Annotated in this window: 18 protein-coding genes; 7 read left to right on the plus strand and 11 right to left on the minus strand. The window is 60.9% G+C overall.

Going from position 1 to position 16447, the window contains the following annotated elements:
* Positions 1 to 1014: a Fe2+-enterobactin ABC transporter substrate-binding protein gene (gene fepB / locus RA302_RS28095; protein WP_030537421.1), complete on the minus strand. Its 1014-nt coding sequence runs from the start codon at positions 1012 to 1014 to the stop codon at positions 1 to 3.
* A 105-nt stretch (positions 1015 to 1119) separates the two neighbouring features.
* Here fepB and RA302_RS28100 point away from each other — a divergent pair, with 105 nt between their 5' ends.
* Entirely contained in the window at positions 1120 to 2736 is a 1617-nt protein-coding gene (locus RA302_RS28100; protein ID WP_003943232.1) for an AraC family transcriptional regulator, read from the plus strand.
* On the opposite strand, the gene RA302_RS28105 is transcribed toward RA302_RS28100, so the two are convergent.
* Complete coding sequence (locus RA302_RS28105; protein WP_030537422.1) at positions 2724 to 3101, minus strand: VOC family protein; 378 nt, start codon at positions 3099 to 3101, stop codon at positions 2724 to 2726. The genes RA302_RS28100 and RA302_RS28105 overlap by 13 nt on opposite strands.
* 100 nt (positions 3102 to 3201) lie before the next feature.
* Here RA302_RS28105 and RA302_RS28110 point away from each other — a divergent pair, with 100 nt between their 5' ends.
* The 3 genes from RA302_RS28110 (at position 3202) to RA302_RS28120 (ending at position 4812) form a co-directional block, all read left to right on the plus strand.
* Entirely contained in the window at positions 3202 to 3927 is a 726-nt protein-coding gene (locus tag RA302_RS28110) for a TetR/AcrR family transcriptional regulator (protein WP_007735703.1), read from the plus strand.
* Complete coding sequence (locus tag RA302_RS28115) at positions 3924 to 4361, plus strand: hypothetical protein (RefSeq protein ID WP_030537423.1); 438 nt, start codon at positions 3924 to 3926, stop codon at positions 4359 to 4361. Before RA302_RS28110 ends, RA302_RS28115 begins: the two co-directional genes overlap by 4 nt.
* 88 nt (positions 4362 to 4449) lie before the next feature.
* Positions 4450 to 4812 (plus strand): hypothetical protein, encoded by a 363-nt coding sequence (locus tag RA302_RS28120; RefSeq protein WP_225320185.1) that lies wholly within the window; start codon positions 4450 to 4452, stop codon positions 4810 to 4812.
* Between the two features lie 7 nt (positions 4813 to 4819).
* Here RA302_RS28120 and RA302_RS28125 read toward each other — a convergent pair whose 3' ends face one another.
* Genes RA302_RS28125 through RA302_RS28135 form a run of 3 tightly spaced genes read right to left on the minus strand, consistent with a single transcriptional unit; the run spans position 4820 to position 8321 of the window.
* A complete protein-coding gene (locus RA302_RS28125) occupies positions 4820 to 6475 on the minus strand; it encodes an AMP-binding protein (RefSeq protein ID WP_230587645.1) in 1656 nt (551 codons plus the stop codon).
* Positions 6472 to 6936 (minus strand): MaoC/PaaZ C-terminal domain-containing protein, encoded by a 465-nt coding sequence (locus RA302_RS28130; RefSeq protein ID WP_003943225.1) that lies wholly within the window; start codon positions 6934 to 6936, stop codon positions 6472 to 6474. The genes RA302_RS28125 and RA302_RS28130 overlap by 4 nt, the downstream gene beginning before the upstream one ends.
* A gap of 14 nt (positions 6937 to 6950) precedes the next feature.
* Positions 6951 to 8321 carry an MFS transporter gene (locus tag RA302_RS28135; RefSeq protein WP_030537425.1) on the minus strand — a complete coding sequence of 457 codons (1371 nt, stop codon included), beginning with the start codon at positions 8319 to 8321 and terminating at the stop codon, positions 6951 to 6953.
* 219 nt (positions 8322 to 8540) lie between these two features.
* Here RA302_RS28135 and RA302_RS28140 point away from each other — a divergent pair, with 219 nt between their 5' ends.
* Positions 8541 to 9239 (plus strand): TetR/AcrR family transcriptional regulator, encoded by a 699-nt coding sequence (locus tag RA302_RS28140; protein WP_225320187.1) that lies wholly within the window; start codon positions 8541 to 8543, stop codon positions 9237 to 9239.
* A 38-nt stretch (positions 9240 to 9277) separates the two neighbouring features.
* The gene (locus tag RA302_RS28145) at positions 9278 to 10129 is read left to right on the plus strand and encodes a PHP domain-containing protein (RefSeq protein WP_030537427.1); all 852 of its coding nucleotides are present in this window, start codon (positions 9278 to 9280) and stop codon (positions 10127 to 10129) included.
* A gap of 297 nt (positions 10130 to 10426) precedes the next feature.
* On the opposite strand, the gene RA302_RS28150 is transcribed toward RA302_RS28145, so the two are convergent.
* On the minus strand, positions 10427 to 10954 hold the full coding sequence (locus tag RA302_RS28150) for a CinA family protein (protein ID WP_030537428.1): 528 nt from the start codon (positions 10952 to 10954) through the stop codon (positions 10427 to 10429).
* Positions 10955 to 11031: 77 nt separating this feature from the next.
* Positions 11032 to 12180, minus strand: coding sequence for a glutamate--cysteine ligase (locus RA302_RS28155; RefSeq protein ID WP_007735690.1), 1149 nt, complete (start codon positions 12178 to 12180; stop codon positions 11032 to 11034).
* Between the two features lie 160 nt (positions 12181 to 12340).
* On the opposite strand from RA302_RS28155, the gene RA302_RS28160 reads away from it, so the two are divergent.
* Entirely contained in the window at positions 12341 to 12646 is a 306-nt protein-coding gene (locus tag RA302_RS28160; RefSeq protein WP_007735689.1) for a hypothetical protein, read from the plus strand.
* Between the two features lie 57 nt (positions 12647 to 12703).
* On the opposite strand, the gene RA302_RS28165 is transcribed toward RA302_RS28160, so the two are convergent.
* From RA302_RS28165 to RA302_RS28180, 4 genes are all read right to left on the minus strand, one after another.
* Complete coding sequence (locus RA302_RS28165) at positions 12704 to 12973, minus strand: Rho termination factor N-terminal domain-containing protein (RefSeq protein WP_003943161.1); 270 nt, start codon at positions 12971 to 12973, stop codon at positions 12704 to 12706.
* Between the two features lie 87 nt (positions 12974 to 13060).
* On the minus strand, positions 13061 to 15229 hold the full coding sequence (locus RA302_RS28170) for a catalase (RefSeq protein WP_030537429.1): 2169 nt from the start codon (positions 15227 to 15229) through the stop codon (positions 13061 to 13063).
* Between the two features lie 142 nt (positions 15230 to 15371).
* Positions 15372 to 15608, minus strand: coding sequence for a CsbD family protein (locus RA302_RS28175; RefSeq protein ID WP_003943084.1), 237 nt, complete (start codon positions 15606 to 15608; stop codon positions 15372 to 15374).
* 302 nt (positions 15609 to 15910) lie between these two features.
* Positions 15911 to 16375 (minus strand): hypothetical protein, encoded by a 465-nt coding sequence (locus RA302_RS28180; protein WP_225320190.1) that lies wholly within the window; start codon positions 16373 to 16375, stop codon positions 15911 to 15913.
* Positions 16376 to 16447 lie beyond the last annotated feature (72 nt).

The raw sequence follows: 16447 nt of genomic DNA on the forward strand, positions 1-16447 counted from the left end.
TCATCCACCGAACGTGGACACCAGCGACTCGACCGTCTGCTTTGCACTGAAGTAATCGAGACGGAAAGCTGCCGTTCCCATCGCGTATACCCGATCACCCTTGACCGCAGGTTGATTCGCAAGGAGCGGGTCGGCCGCGAGTTGCTTCTCCACGTCCTTGGGCCCCATCGAGACGGCAAACAGCGTCTGCGCCCCGTCTAGTGCGGCAGACATGTTTTCGGAGCTGACGATCGCGACGCCGGAGGCACCCCGCTTGTCCGGAGCGACAAACTGCTCAGCGGGCTCGGCATAGGTGAAGCCGAGCGAGGCCAGCAGATTGCCCTGCGGGCTGTCGGCTCGGAACGTCCAGACACCGTCGGCACCCATGTAGACCAGTGCCGTCACCGGCTGCTCGGGAAGTTTGATCTTCGCGGCTTGGGTGGTGACCCAGCTGTCGTATTCGTCGACGGTTTTGGCGGCCTCGCTCTCGAGTCCGGTGACAGTCCCGAGCTGATCAGCGAGCTCCTCCCAGGAGCTGGCGCCGTAGTCGAGAAGAACAGTGGGTGCGATGTCGCTCAGCTGTGAGTAGGCATCGAGTGTCGAGTCGCCGCCGTTAGCGGAGCCGATGATCAGATCGGGCTCGAAGGTCTCGATCGCGTCGAGGTCCAGCTCGAGATTTCGGTAGAGCACCGCGACGCCACGATCAGCCGCCACGCCCGACCACTGGGAGAAAAACCCCTGGTCATCGGTCATTCCCGACGGCGTTGTCGCCGCACTCGCGACCACCGGCGCTCCGATCGCAAGCAGCGTGCCGGTCAACGACGGCGAGGTGGACACGATCCGAGTCGGCTTTGCAGTGATCTCGGTACTACGGCCGCCGTGATCGACGGTGCGCGGCCAGCCCTCGGTGGCCCCGGAGGTTTCCTGGGTGCCCTCGGTTCCGGTGTCACTACCTGACGAATTCGAGCAGCCGGCAAGAGCGAGGGCGACGACCGCGGCGAGTACTGCCGCCGCCGGGCGTAGAGATCTGCGCATGAGTATGTGGCTTTCTGAAGATACGAGAGTGCGCCGCTGCGAACACAGTCGGCAGAGGTAAAGTTAGCCATACTTAAGTCGCAAGGGTTGTCCAGGAGCGCCAACGTGTTACCACTATCGGGAAGGTCGGACGCAATCGACTTGGGGCCGATCCGCGCCTGCCGCACCGAGCCAAGCATCGGCCGCTCACCGCTGTTGTTCTGGGTTCTCGCAGGTAGTGGACGCGTCAGGACCGGATCGACCGTCTACGAGGTGCCGGCGGGCGAGTTGTTGTGGATCCCGGCGGGCGTGCGATATTCGATGGAGACGGACTCGGATTCCGTCGCGTTTCCCATCCTGCTTCCGCCCTCGAACGGCGTCAGCGCCGGGCCGGCTACCGTGACGCGTCTGCGCGTTCCGCCCGGATGGGAAGACAGACTGATCCACGAGTTCGTTCACAACCTGGGCTATCTGCGCGGCGACGCTGCACACCCGTCGTCCTTGTTCGAAATGATTACCCGGGCCGACGACGGGGCCACCTCGCTGCCGCAATTGCCGCAATCACGGGAAGCGTTCGAGATCGCGCACGCCCTGTTGCGAACACCTGGCACCGACGACACCGAGGCACAATTCGCGAAGCGTGCCGGGATCAGCATTCGAACGCTCCAGCGGTACTTCGTGGAAGAAACCGGCCTCACCTTCACGCGCTGGCGGCTACGAGCTCGGATCGCCGCATCATTGGAGTACCTGAAGCAGGACCGCGAGATCGGTTGGATTGCAAACGAAGTCGGCTTCGAAACGGGCAGCGGATTCACGCGTGCGTTCCGGGCCCAGATGGGAGAGAGCCCGAGTGACTATCGCCGCCGGGCCCTCTCCGGTCCAACCGATCGCAGCGTGGACACCGACAACGATCAAGCATTGGTCCGCATGCTCGCAGAGCCCAGGCAGCCCGGGGAAACAGCGCCGCCGATACCGGCCAATGCGACGTGGCCGCGCGTCAACGGCGCCCACGTCGCCGTGTGGGTCTACCGAGGCCAAGCCCGGGTGGACGTCGCGGACCGCAGCTGGGAACTGCGCACCGGAGAGGCCATGATTCTTCCTGCAGGCGTCCTCAATACCGTCACGGTTCCGACTGGTTCACTGCTTCTGCCGCTCGGCTTCCGTTCCTCGAACGGGTCGACCGTATCTGCCGACGCCCTCGAGACCGTGCAGTTCTCCCCCGCTGACGAGTTGGCATTGCTGCACACTTTCGTCGCCGCATACACGCCCTTGCGCCCGCGCGGCCACGACAGCGCCACGGCATTCGACATCATCGCCACCGGCCCTCTTGCACAACCGGTTTCGAACACCTCGCCCGCCGATTCGATTGCCACACGACTGGCAGCGACGATCGCCGCCCGCCCGGCCGACCCTCGCACTCTGGACGAGTGGGCGCAAGAGTTCGGTACCGACGCGGCCAGGCTGCGCCGGGAGTTCCGTATCGAAACCGGCACCACGTATCCGCAGTGGCGATCGCTTTCACGGATGACCCAGGCACGCACCCAACTCCAACTCGGGGTTGCACCCGGCACGGTGTCGAGGAACCTGGGTTACGCGCACCTGCCCGCATTCAGCCGAGCGTTTCGCACTGCGCACGGGATCTCACCGCAGCGCTTCCAAGCCCAGTCCGTCGAACGCGCCCTCTGGTTACGTTCTGTGCCGCGCGCCGCGGAGCCGAGCGCTCGGGTTCTTCACACCCACTGAACGAGTTGCCACACGATTCCGTTGGCGTCGACGAACTGGCAGTAACGCTCACCCCACGGTTCCGTCTCCGGTTCGGTGACGACGGAGGCACCTTCAGCAGCGATGCGGGCGAACTCGGCGTCGACATCGTCGACCACGAATGCAATGAGCAAGCCTTGACCGGCCGGACCTGCGACGAAGTCGGGCTTGAACGTCCCGAGCCCGGTGCGCAGGAAGACCACGTTGACCCCGGCATCCGGATGATTCAGGGAAACGAAGCCGTCATCGGCCATGGCCTCGGTGAAACCGAAATGGGTTTTCGCGAAGTCTGCCGATGCGTCGGTGTCGGCGACGTTCAAGGACAGAGCAGTGCTGGTGATTTTCATCGTGGGCCTCCCATGATCGATAAACCTTATGCAGTGCATACAGTATGCACCGTATAAGGTATACCACCGTTGAGGTATTCCCGATTTCTGGAGACGACTGATGGCACGCGAACTGATCGACCTGCTCTGGCGCGATCACCCCCTCGCGCCGAAGGGTGGCACCCGCGGCCCGCGAGCGAAGGTCACCACCTCACAGGCGGTCGACGTCGCGATCTCCGTCGCGAATACCGACGGCCTCGACGCCGTGACGGTCCGCCGATTGGCCGCCGAACTCGGAATCTCGGGCATGGCGGTGTACACCCACGTCGGATCCCGCGACGATCTGCTGGTGCTCATGGTCGACGCCGTACACGGACACAGCCCACTCCTGCCGTACGGGAACATGACCTGGCGCCAACGTGTGCGTCGGGTCGCCGAGGAAGAACTTGCCCTCTATACGGAGCATTGGTGGCTCCTGGACATCTCCGATCAGCGCTCCGCGTTGGGTCCGGGAACTATCGCGAAGTACGACCACGAACTTCACGCCTTCGACGGCACGGGACTGAGCGACATCGACCGGGACTCCGCCCTGACATTTGTCGCCGACTTCGCCCGATCCTCGGCGCAAGCGCGGCGCCCTGACCCCCGAGCAGCCGACATGGCCGAGGTGTGGTCGTCCTGGAACCAGCGTCTGGCTGCTTATCTCGGCGACGACTTCCCGCTGGCGCAGCGAGTCGGAGGGGCGGCCGGCGAGGCCAAGAACTCCCCGTACAGCCCCGAGGCGGCCTGGGAGTTCGGGCTGGACCGGGTACTGGACGCCCTGGACGGCCTCATTCACATCGAATGACATTCCTGCAATTCGTGGGAGACAATGTGTCCGTGCAGCGTTTCGGTTGGTCTCGACGGTCCGACGGCGACCCTTCGGTGTTCGAACCGCGAGAGCTGTTGCACGCCTACGAGAATCGATCGACTCGAGAGGTACGAGATTCCGGCGAGCTTCTCATCGAGATTCCGCTGAGCGACGCGAGCATCGTCGAGATCACCGTTCTTGATGCCTCTGCGGGCTGGATCGACTCCCGCGTGCGAGGACTCTGCAGTTCCCTGGACAAGATCGACCGCCGGGCTCAATGCGTACTTCGAGGGGGATTCAGCATCGGCTGGATCGAACTCGAATCGGAGCGCCACGGCGTCATCGACTACTGGGAAAACGGGGTCAACAACGAATACCCCATCTCCATCGTGTGGAACGGAAACTCCTGGGAAGAAGCGGCAAGCACCTAGCCTCGAAATCGGCGGCATATATCCGCGAAGACGGGGTAGACGAGTAGATACCAGCGGCACATCGACTCAACTCCAGGCGTGGTGGACAATGTTTCTCAGCGACCAGTCAATTCGTCACCACACCCGCCGTTTCGGAGCAGCTCTCTCGCCTTCACACAAGTGGCCTCCGCCCACCGAAACACAGCGCATCGCACGCTGGAGTGAGCGGTCTGAGATGCTCGGCGCGCTGTCGGTACTCCTGTTCTGGGCTTTCGGCTTCGGCATCCTGCTGGGCGTCGGCGCGATCACAACAGGAATCTTCGCGCTCCGACGTCACCCGAAGAAGTCTGGCGGGCATCTGCTCTCGAATGCCCGCCAGCTGCCATGGGATGCAATAGTCGGCCTCTTCACCGGATTCATCGGTCTGGCACTGAGCGGCTGGTTCTTCGTGGTGGTCCTACCCAACATGTAGCCCTCTGCTAGCCGAGTCCGTTCGCGGAGGTGGCCAGCGCTCGGAGTTCACGTCGGAGGATCTTGCCGGTAGTGGTGAGCGGCAAGCTGTCGATGAACGTGATCTCCCTCGGGTACTGGTAGAAAGCAAGGCGACTTTTCACGTGGGTCTGCAACTCCTGACGGAGGTCCTCCGAGGAGTTCGACCCCTCGGACAGTACGACAAAAGCGTGAACCGCTTCGCCGCGCAACGGATCCGGAACACCGATGACACCTGCCATGGCTACCTCGTCGTGCGAGAGCAGGCACTCTTCGATCTCTCCGGGGCCGATTCGGTACCCCGCGGACGAAATGACGTCATCGGCACGTCCCTGGTACCAGAAGTTCCCGGCGTCATCAGTCCGACCCAGATCACCGGTGTGAATCCAACCGTCGTACACCTTTTCATCGGTCTTCGACTGCTGGTTCCAATATCCGAGGAACTGTCCGGGATTGCCTGCCTTCACACAGATCTCGCCTACCTCACCAATCTCGACCGGCTCGCCGAGTGGATCGAGGAGGGTGACTTCGAAGCCGGGGAAGGCGCGGCCCATCGAGCCGCTGGCGGGACTCCACTTCGACCGCGACGTGCCGATGGTCAGATTCATTTCCGTCTGCCCGTAGAACTCGTTGACATCTACACCGAGCGTGCTCGCAACCCAGGCTTGCAGGGCGTCACCGAGCGCCTCACCACCAGTTCCCAATGCCCGCAACTGAATACCACGTGCAGCAGTCTTGTCGATGCCGATGCTTCGCATCTGCTTGAGGGCAGTGGGCGGAATGAAGGCGCCCGTCACCTTGTGACGGCTCAGAATCTCGACCGCACGCGAAGGCGTGAATTTGTCGGGCGTCGCAACTACGGGGCACCCCAACGCAAGTGCGGGGAACAGTACGTCGAACAAACCACCGATCCAGGCCCAGTCTGCCGGCGTCCAGAAGACGTCTCCCAGCTGCGGAGCATTGTCGAACGCCGTCCGCATACCGGGCATGTGCGCCAAAAGAATTCGGTGCCCGTGGAGCGCGCCTTTCGGATTCCCGGTCGTCCCTGAGGTGTAGATGATGATGGCATGTGAATCGGGGCCCGTGGCTACCGGTTCACTACTTTCTGCGGCATCGTCGACGAGGCTGTGGAAATCGAGGATTTGCACGGGCGTCGAATCGGAGAGCCGATCGAGCCTTCCGACCACGATTACGGCTTCGAGACCCGGTATCTCACCGATTCCGTCGGCAACTCTTTCATAGCAGTCCTTCTCGACCACAAGAACTTTCGCGCCGGAGTCACGCATCCGATGTACTAACGCATCCGATCCGAACTTGACCGAAAGTGGAACGGTGACCATTCCGGATCGGAAGGCGCCCAGATGTGTCGCCAGAACCTCGATTCCCTGTGGGACCATCACACCGACGCGATCGCCTGAGACCAGGCCGAGATCCGCGAGCACGGTCGCGAACTTTCGGCTCATCGTGGCGACTTCACCGAATGTGTACCGCGCCCAGTGCCCACCGGTGTCTACGACGAGGGCCAGATCATCGGGATTCTGTACATCGACACATGCGTGCGCAATGTTGAAGTGCTCTGGCACAGCCCATTCGAAGTGTTCTGCTTCGAGGTCCTGCCACCATGACATATGCCGCCGAGAACTCACCGAGCACCCACTTCGAGGTCGAGGGAATGGGTCTCGCCTACCAGGAATGAGAATTCGCCGGAGAAGACAAGGTCTCCGTCTTGGTTGACGAGTGAGCCTTTCGACGTCACGATCGCGGTCTCACCGTCCGAGCGAGGGCGCACCGACAGCACTTCCGACACCGCATGCACCGAGTCGCCGAGGTAAGTCGGCCGGTGGAATCTGACCTGATCGAGCCCGTAGAAGCACTGCAGGTAACGGGGGTCCAACTCCACCAGACCGAGCAAGGTGGACAACATGAGGGCACCGTGGGCGATCTGGCGACCGAAGCGCGTCTGCTGCGCGTAGTCGGGGTCGAGGTGAAGGGGATGGCGGTCCCAGGTGAGGTCGGCGAAACTTCGCACATAGTCTTCGGTGACGACCCGCGGGTCCGTCACCGCAATGTCTCCGACAGAGATCTCTTCGAAACTCTTTGTGATCATTGAAGTTTCCTCTATTAGTTGACAACCGTGGAGCGTTGATCGACCGGCGGCAGATACGCCCCGTTGTCATCGATGTACATGTCGCGACTTCCTTCGTCGAGGTCGGTGTCACGGACGAAGTAGACGCTGATCAGCGAAATAACAGACAGGGCAGCGATATACACAGCGACCGCAAGCGATCCACCGGTTGCGCGAACCAACATGGCGGCAACCATCGGCGCGATTGCACCACCCAAGAGCACCCCGATCTGAAAAGCGATGGACGCTGCGCTGTACCGCACCCGTGCGTCGAACAGTTCCGCGATGAACGTCGCCTGCGGCCCGTACGAGATGCTGAGCATGAATGCGCCGACTGCCAATGCGCCGGTGGTGATCCAGAAGTTGCCGGTATCTATCGCGGCGAATGCAACGAAGACCCACACTCCCATGCCGGTGATGCCGACCATCAGGATCCGGCGTCGGCCGAATTTTTCGGACAGTTGACCGAAGATCGGAATGAAGATGACTGCAACGAGCGCGGACACCATGACCGCTCCGAGCATGAGGTTTCCGGACAGCACATCGAACTGATCGGCGTAGGTCAGGCTGTAGGTGTTGAGGATGTAGAAGTAAGCGCCCGTGCTGATCATCGAACCTGCGGCAAGAATGATTTGACGAGGGTAGTTCTTGAACGCGTCGACCATCGGAATCTTGACCGCAGTGTTCTGCTGCTTCACGCGAGCGAATGCGGGAGTCTCTTCCAACGCGGTGCGAATGTAAAGCCCGACGGCGACCAACGCGATACTCAGCAGGAAGGGAATTCTCCACCCCCACACCAGGAATTGGTCCCCGGTGAGCGTCTTGGTGCCGAACATGACGGCCGTCGCCAGCAGAAGGCCAGCAGGCACACCGACCTGCGGCATACTGCCGTAGAAACCGCGGCGGTTCTTGGGTGCGTATTCCACAGCAGTCAGAACTGCACCGCCCCACTCACCCCCGACGCCGAAGCCCTGAATCAGTCTCAGCAATACGAGAAGAATCGGGGCCCACACACCGATCTGGGCGGAGGTCGGAAGGACGCCGACCAGGAACGTCGCTGCTCCCATCAAGAGAAGTGCGAGCACCAAGACCTTCTTGCGTCCGATGCGGTCGCCGAAGTGGCCCATCACAACACCGCCGAGTGGCCGCGCCAGGAAGCCGACAGCGAAGGTGGCGAAGGAAAGAATTGTCGCCAGCGCGGGGTCTGCGCCCGAAAAGAACAGCGGCGCAAAGACCAACGCGGCGGAGGCGCCGTAGATCTGAAAGTCGTACCACTCGATCGTGGTGCCGACCAGAACCGATCCGGCCACACGCCGCAGGGCAGGCCTGTCGACAGTTGCGGGAGATGGGGGATTCGCGTCGTTCATGTCATTGCTCCTTGTATGGAGTGCCCTGTTAGCTCTCGCACCGAGAGGGAGGCTCGACAAGGAGACTATGCAGTGACCCAGGGCACAGTCAAGCGTATTTCAATCGATCGATTGATTAGTTGAGATGCAATTTGCCAGTTCACAAACAGCTATCAATCGACTGATTGACAGCCGGTCGATTTCGGCGGCGATGCTAGCATGATTGGGCAACCAACCGAAATGAGGATCATGGACCTGGGGCGCGTTCAACGGGCGGCAGTCACGCTGTTCGCGACGAAAGGATTCGCCGCCACCGGCATTCGTGAGCTCGGAGCCGAAGCCGGCATCAACTCGGCAACGCTCTACCACTACGTCGGCAGCAAAGAGTCACTGTTGGCCTCGATCATTCGGTCCTGCCTCGACGAGCTGACGCAGTCGGGAGAGCGGGCAATGCGCCGAAGCGCCGATCCCGTAGTCCAGCTCGCCGGCCTGGTGTCGTCACACGTCGGCATTACCGCCGTCAACCAACTGACTGCCCGCGTCGCCGAGTACGAGATGCGCGGGTTGACCGGAGACAACCGCATCGAGTTGCAGACCCTGCGCGACGAGTACGAGCAACTTTTCGGACAGATCCTCGAACGCGGACAACGCGTGGGCGCCTTCGACATCGAAGATCTGGCATTGAGCCGACTCGCGATACTCGAGATGTGTACCGGGGTCGCGCATTGGTACCGGCCCGGTGGGCGTCTCGAGTTGGAAGATGTCCAGCGATTCTTCGTCAGCACCACGTGCAAGCTTCTGTCGGTTCCGTCCGACGAACTGCACGGTGTGGAGTTCATTCACGACGTCCGAAAGCTGGACAGCGAGCCCGAGACTCAGTCCTCCGAGATCTGGGGAACCACTGCACAGAGCGAATTCGCGCGACAGTCCGAGCTTTAACCGCCCCTCGAAACTCCCGGCTCTGGTACGAACTGAACATGCAACTACCCGCGGACAGTCATGTTCACAGCGAGTGGTCGTGGGACACCGGCGGACCGCTGTCGCACGCATCCGGACGAATGCAACAGACTTGCGCGCGTGCCGAAGCAATCGGATTGCCGGCGTTGGTGTTCACCGAGCATCTCGACTTCGATGCTCGGTGGCGCACAACCGCCGCAGATCTGATGCCCCATCAACATCACCTGCTGAGCACCGACGGCTATGTCCGCGCACCGATCCTCGACGTCGACGGCTATCTCGACAGCATCGAACGATGCCGACACCGTTTTCCTGAATTGCGGATACTCACCGGCGTCGAGTTCGGACAACCGCACCTGCACGAAGCGCAGGCGTCGCACCTCCTTGATCTCGGTGTCATCGACCGGGTATTGGGTTCCTTGCACACGCTCGAAGTCGGCGACGATCGGAGTGAACCGAACACTCTGTTTCGAAAGTGGAGTGCCGACGAAGTCATGTGGGCATACCTCGATGAGATCCCGCGTATGGTGGCTGGCTCTCGGACCTTCGAGGTGTTCACCCATATCGACTACGCGGTGCGTGCATGGCCGATCGAAAGCGCCGGACCTTTCGATCCCCGTCGATTCGAAGAGGGATTCCGAAATGCGATGCGCGCCATCGCCGACAGCGACCGGATCCTCGAGATGAACACCCGTCGGCTGTTGCCCTGGATACCCCAATGGTGGAGCGAAGAGGGAGGTAAAGCGGTGACATTCGGCAGCGATGCACATGTGCCCGAAGCTCTGGCAGCCAATTTTCCGGAAGCGACCGCGATGCTCGCGCACTACGGATTCCGTCCGGGTCAACGTCCCGAGGAGTATTGGACCCGCTGATCCGCCTGATTCCAGACCGATATTTCCGTGAGCTCGGGTTGTCGGAGACGGATCAACCCGCAATAGTCGATGTATGGATCGGTACAAAATCACGATGCCCGACGGCTCTTCGACCGAGGAACCTTTCAACTCCGACAAGGAAGCAATCACTTGCGCAGTGGATGCGAACCGAGGAGTCAGCAAGAACCTCGTAGTCGAAAAATACACGGCCGACGGTCATCTGGTTCCAACCGCGCAGGCGCCTGCGAAACACACAGGTCGTCACAAGAAGAACCGTTCGAAGAGTTGAAAACTCGACTAGTACACAACTCGCGAACTCGGAGTGTGGCGATCGGATGCGTGACGCAGAAGTAGTTGGATCGCGTGCTCGACAGTTGCACCGAGGACAGCTTCGGGGTCGCCCGAGAAAACCTGCTTCTCCGTTTCGGCGGTCCCATGGTCGACGACTCCGAACCACACAGTTCCGGGTCGAACGTTCTCCTGGGTATCAGGACCGGCTTCACCGGTGACGGCCAGCGCCAGCGACGCACCCATCAGTGTGGCGGTGCTGTGCGCCATGACCCTGGCTGCCTCTTCGCAGACCACTGGCCCGTCCGGAACATGAAGTACGGAATGTTTCACCTCGCGGGTGTACGCGACGATCCCACCACAAAACCACGATCCGGCGTCCGGCGCCTTTCCCAGATGTGCGGCGATGTTCCCGGCAGTCAACGATTCCGCCGTCGCCACCGACAGACCGTGTTCCTCTACTGCCGCAGCCAATTGCCTGCACATATCGTCGAGATCCTTGTCCGACGGAAGCTCGGGTCGTGGATCGCCATTCATATGTTCCTCCTCCTGCAGTCCGATCGGTGACTTCGACAAGACACTGAAAGTTCTCGAATGCCCATTCCAACCGTGCCTTACAGCTCACTGCCCCCTTGCGAACTGCACCCTTCGAAAGTGCGTCGAGCGCACTCGTCGATCACATCAGCTACACGTGACCGACGCGTGAGTTGACGGCGCTGCACGATCGCCCCGTTTCCGTTGCTGAACACCTTGTCCAAGGAGGCCGTGACCTGCTCGAATTCTCCGAATGCAGTCAACGCAGGTTCGACGTGATCCACCAATTGCCGAACCGCCTGGTGTGCAGTCAGCAAGCGCACGGATTCCACGTCCAGCGACCTCCCGTCGAGTCCGTCACGCGCCGCCCGCCAGCAAGCCGCGCGGAGTAGCTCGTGATCGACAGCAGGCGCTGCTTCACCTTTCGTGATCGCGGCGGATGCGGTACCGACGAGTGCCTGCACCAGTGTGGCCAGAGTCATCGTCTCCTCCACGGTGGCGGGCACGTCGCTGATCCGAATCTCCACGGTGGGAAGGTGATCCGACATGCGCACATCCCAATAGACCATGTGTGGATCGAGAATGACCCCTGTCTCCAGCATTGCTGCAACAGCATCTTCGTAGTGCGCCACGGACTCGAAGTAGGGCGGCGGACCCGAACTGGGCCATCGGCCGAACAGAACGTAACGCCAACTCGCATAACCGGTATCGCGACCGGCGCTGATCGGAGAGTTCGCCGTCAGTGCCAACAAGGTCGGTAACCATGGGCGCAGATGGTTGATGATCTGGACCGATCGTTCTCGATCTTCCACACCGACATGAATGTGGCAACCACACATCACACCTTCGGTGATCGCTCTGAATTGACCGGCCATTCGCTGGTATCGCGACGTTTGAGTGATCTCGTCCACCGGCGGATCGTAGAACGGCGTCCCGACTGCGATGAGTTGACAACCCACACGGGCAGCGGCGTCGGCGGTGACGGCACGCGACTCACAGAGTTGATCACGAAGATCACGAATATGGTTTCCGATCGACGTAGACGTCTCCACCTGACAGCGCGTGAGTTCGAGTTGCAGCGAGATACCGAGTTCCCGCCCGGCGGCAGCAACCTCGGAGTTGCGCAGAGTGGGATGTCCAGTCTGCGGATCGCAGAGCAAGAACTCCTCTTCGACACCGAGAGTCGGTGTACCTACCGAGAATATGTCGGGAGTCGGCTTCGCGTTCATAGGGCTTCCTCGCACCGGTTTTCATCCACATCCGATACTTCGAGCGTACGACCTTCTACCCCTTTCGGCACTACTCCAACCGTTTCATCCAGTGGCCGATCGGGTAGTTGCCCTGTGAACCGACGACGAGCGAAGAATCGCAAGTCTTCATGAGCTCAGGATGGAGTGTGCCGTGACAAACGCGAGCGAAAGTTCACCGGTAGATGACGAACACACAAATCGATCGCACGTAGGGGAGGCAATCAGCGACGGTCGCAACTATCCCGGATACCTGCTGATCGGGCTGGGCCTGGCAACACTCGGATTGACCTTGGTGGCAGCAGGTTACGGATTTCGTGGTTGGGCAGTCATTGCCGGCGTCGTGTGTGTGGTGTCCTTCATCGTCGGAACACTGGCCATCTTGATGGAACACCGACGGGTCAAACGACTGGAAGGTCAGGAACTCTTCGATCAAGAAGGGCACTGAACCGACCGCTCGAGTCGTATTCTGCACAAGCAGAATACGACTCGAGCAGAACACAGCTCAGTGAGTGCGGAGTTGCTCGATCAGCTCACCCTTGTTCAGCTTCGAATAGCCGTGCAGATCGAGTTCCTTGGCACGTTTCTTCAGCTCGTCGACTGTCCACTCCTCGTACGGCGAGGATTGTCCGCCGGACTTGGCGACATTCGACCGCCCTCGATTGGCGGCCGCATTGGAGATTCGGGCCGCCTTCTCCTTGGAATCGCCCTTCTCGCGTAGCTCTTCGTAGAGTTCTTGATCCTTGAGTTGAGGTTGTGAGTCCTTGCGAGCCACTGTTTCGTCCCTTCACTCGTCTTCACTCCGACGGTGTGGCCGAACTGGCAATTCGGCCACACCGCAGGTTCGAACGTACGTCGGCACTCAGGATGTAGGCGGCACCTCGAAACGCCCCCACACGCGGTGCGTCTTCAGAAGCTGAGCCAGCGAGGCGAGCGCTCCTTCCGCGTCTGCATCGACGACGACTCCCAATGCAGACTCGTCGATACCGGCCGCAGCCAGCGCACTCATGCTCTCTCCCCAACCACCAATTGCCTTGCTGTGACGATACATTTCGTTCAGCAGAGTCTCCACCCGTGGATCCAACTTGCCCTCGCCGATCCGAGAAACGTCGCCGCTCAGCAGGATTGCATCGAATTCGATCGAACGAGCTGTGAGGTACGTTCGCTGCACCGTCACCGCGTCGTCACCGTCCCCGATGGTTCCGCCGTGCGGGCCGAGGATCAGCGGCACCATGCCGGCGTCGAAGATCTTGTCTCGAACGGCGACAACCGTTTCGAGATCGGAGTTCTCATCGACCAGTAGTGCGATGATCCTTCCGTCTACCGGCCATTCCGCACCAATCTGGGACAGTGCAGGGCTGAGCTCCGGATCACTCAACGGCTCGGTCGGTTCGGGAACCGGAAGGCCAAGCCCCCCTGCGACGATCGACACGAGACCCGCGTCGATATTCGCCAAGATGCCCAGATTCCGGGTCTTGATGTTCTCCTCGTAGCACTTACCCAATTCGAAGGTATACGCCTGCGCGACGTGCTCCTGCTCGACAGGGGAGAGACTGCGATAGAAGAGTCGAGCTTGCGAGAAGTGATCGTCGAACGATGCCGGCGCCTGCCTCACCTTTCGCCCTGAAACTTCTTCGGGCACCTCGATATAGGCCGCGCTCTCCGCCGAGGCCAAGAACGGGCACCCACCGTCCAACGAATTGGGATGGTACGGCGCAACTCCGGTATGTACACCGTCCTGATGAAAGCCGTCGCGAAGCATGTCGTTGACAGGCGCGTGAGGCCGGTTGATCGGGATCTGATCGAAATTGGGGCCACCGAGTCGCGTGATCTGGGTGTCGAGGTACGAGAACAAACGTGCCTGCAGGAGACGATCGTTGGTGATGTCGACACCCGGAACCAAGTGACCCGGATGGAATGCAACCTGCTCGGTCTCGGCGAAGAAGTTCGTCGGATTGGCGTCGAGTGTCATCGTTCCGATGACCTGAACCGGCGCGAGTTCTTCGGGCACGATCTTGGTGGGATCCAATAGATCTATGCCTTCGAACATTTCGTCTTCGGTATCAGGGAACACCTGCACGCCCAGATCCCAGGACGGATATGCGCCCGCCTCGATGGCGTCGGCAAGATCGCGTCGATGGAAATCCGGATCCACACCGCCGGCGATCTGCGCTTCCTCCCACACGAGTGAATGCACTCCGGCGGCCGGCTTCCAGTGGAATTTCACCAGATTCGTCTCGCCGTCGGCATTCACGAGCCTGAACGTGTGAATACCGAAGCCCTCCATCATGCGATAGGAGCGCGGGATGCCGCGATCGGACATGTTCCACAATGTGTGCGCCGTGGCCTCGGTGTGCAGCGACACGAAATCCCAGAAAGTATCGTGTGCGCTCTGTGCCTGCGGGATCTCGCGGTCCGGGTGGGGCTTCGCGGCATGGATGATGTCCGGGAATTTGATGCCGTCCTGGATGAAGAACACCGGGATGTTGTTGCCCACCAGGTCGAAGACACCTTCGTCGGTGTAGAACTTGGTGGCGAAACCGCGTGTGTCGCGTACGGTGTCCGCCGAACCTCGTGAACCCAGCACCGTCGAGAACCGCACGAACACCGGGGTTCGAGCACCGGAAGCGAACACCGATGCTTTACAGATGTTTCCGGCCGCGCCATTCGCCAGGAACGTTCCGTGTGCGGCCGCCCCGCGGGCGTGGACGACGCGCTCCGGAATTCGCTCGTGATCGAAGTGTGTGATCTTCTCACGCAGGTGGTGGTCTTGAAGAAGAGTCGGGCCACGCTCGCCGGCAGTGAGTGAGTGGTCGGTCTCGTAGAGACGTGTACCGGTTGCGGTGGTGAGGTACTCCCCCCGCTGGCCGCGACCATTTCCCTTCACCTTCTCCTCGGCACCCGCGACGGTACGCACCTCCGGCTGCCGCTGGTCATCCTTGGGCGGCAACGGCTGTCGAGGCTTGACCGGCTCTTTCAGGTCCGGCGCTTTCGGGGCCGGTGCACCTGGGACGGACTGAGATGAAGGCATCGAACAGCTCCTCTTGATCGTCATGCTGGGCGCAAGAATCTTGTTACGCCTTATGTAAGTAGAGATTTCAAACTGAACGCGGAGCCACGACTCACCCCCGGCTGGGATCAATCCCAGGCCGAGGGTGACGAGTGTGTCAGGGCTATTGCTCGGACTTCTGTCGCGCTTCGTCCGCGGCCGCTTCTGCGCGAGCCTTCTCGGCTTCTGCCTCTTTCTTCGCGACTTCTCGCTGGCTTTCGGCCTTGTCCTGCTGGGCGCGGCCCTCTCGGGTCAAACTGTCGTTTCCGGAAACCGCACCCACGGCTTCCTTGGCCTTACCCTTGACGTCCTCTACGACGCCTTTGATTCCCTCGCTGGGACCGCTCTTGTCATCTGGCACGTTGACCCTCCAATACGTTTCGGATTCTCGCTCGGGGATCCCACACAGGTAGGACTCCCACACAGAAGGCCCTACCCCGTCGAAATTCGCATAAACATCCGTGCACCGACACGCCGCAACGCGTACAAGAAGCGGCCACCGAGGGGAGTGCCGTTCACTCTCGTGTGTTATTCAGTGCTCATGAGCCAGTTACAGACCGATCCCCCCGTGGGCGGAACGCTGTCCACGATTCGCGCGCTTGCGCCCGACCTGGCTCCGAGCGAGCGACGCGTCTCGAACATCTCAAATAGCAAACAGCATTCTCAGAAACTGTTTACCGGGCACAGGAATTGGCGGGACTCGTTCCAGAAGGGGAAGAGGTCAGTGGTGGTGGCCGTGGGGTGGTCGATCTCGGCGAGAGTGTAGAAATCGAGAATCGTCCGCCCGGCGGTTGCGCTGACCTCGCATGCCTGCAAGCTCAGTTTCGCCTCCGCCACGAAGCCGATACTGCGGGCGAAAGGTCCGAGGGTCCCGGCATTGACAAAACCCTCGAGGTTTTGTCCCCACTGGTTGTAGTCCGACTGCAGAGCAAAGCTGCATGTTTCACCGAACAACTCGGTGCAGGTTGTCGGCTTCCCACCGATCGTGTGAACCGTATCGGCGAGCTCGTGCGAAGTACCTTCGCGCGGTGATCCGGAAAGGAGAAGCAAGACGGCGACGGCCAAGGCAACCACCAGAAGGATGCTCGCGGCCGTTGCCAGTATCGCCTTCACAATCCCTCGATCCACGTAAGTTCATGAGGGGAACCGTTTTTGGAACACCGGTCACTGGATTTGTACCCGTGACACTCGGGGTCCAAA

Origin of the sequence: Rhodococcus sp. DN22, assembly GCF_036669995.1 — a bacterium.
Taxonomy (GTDB): Bacteria; Actinomycetota; Actinomycetes; order Mycobacteriales; family Mycobacteriaceae; genus Rhodococcus_F; species Rhodococcus_F erythropolis.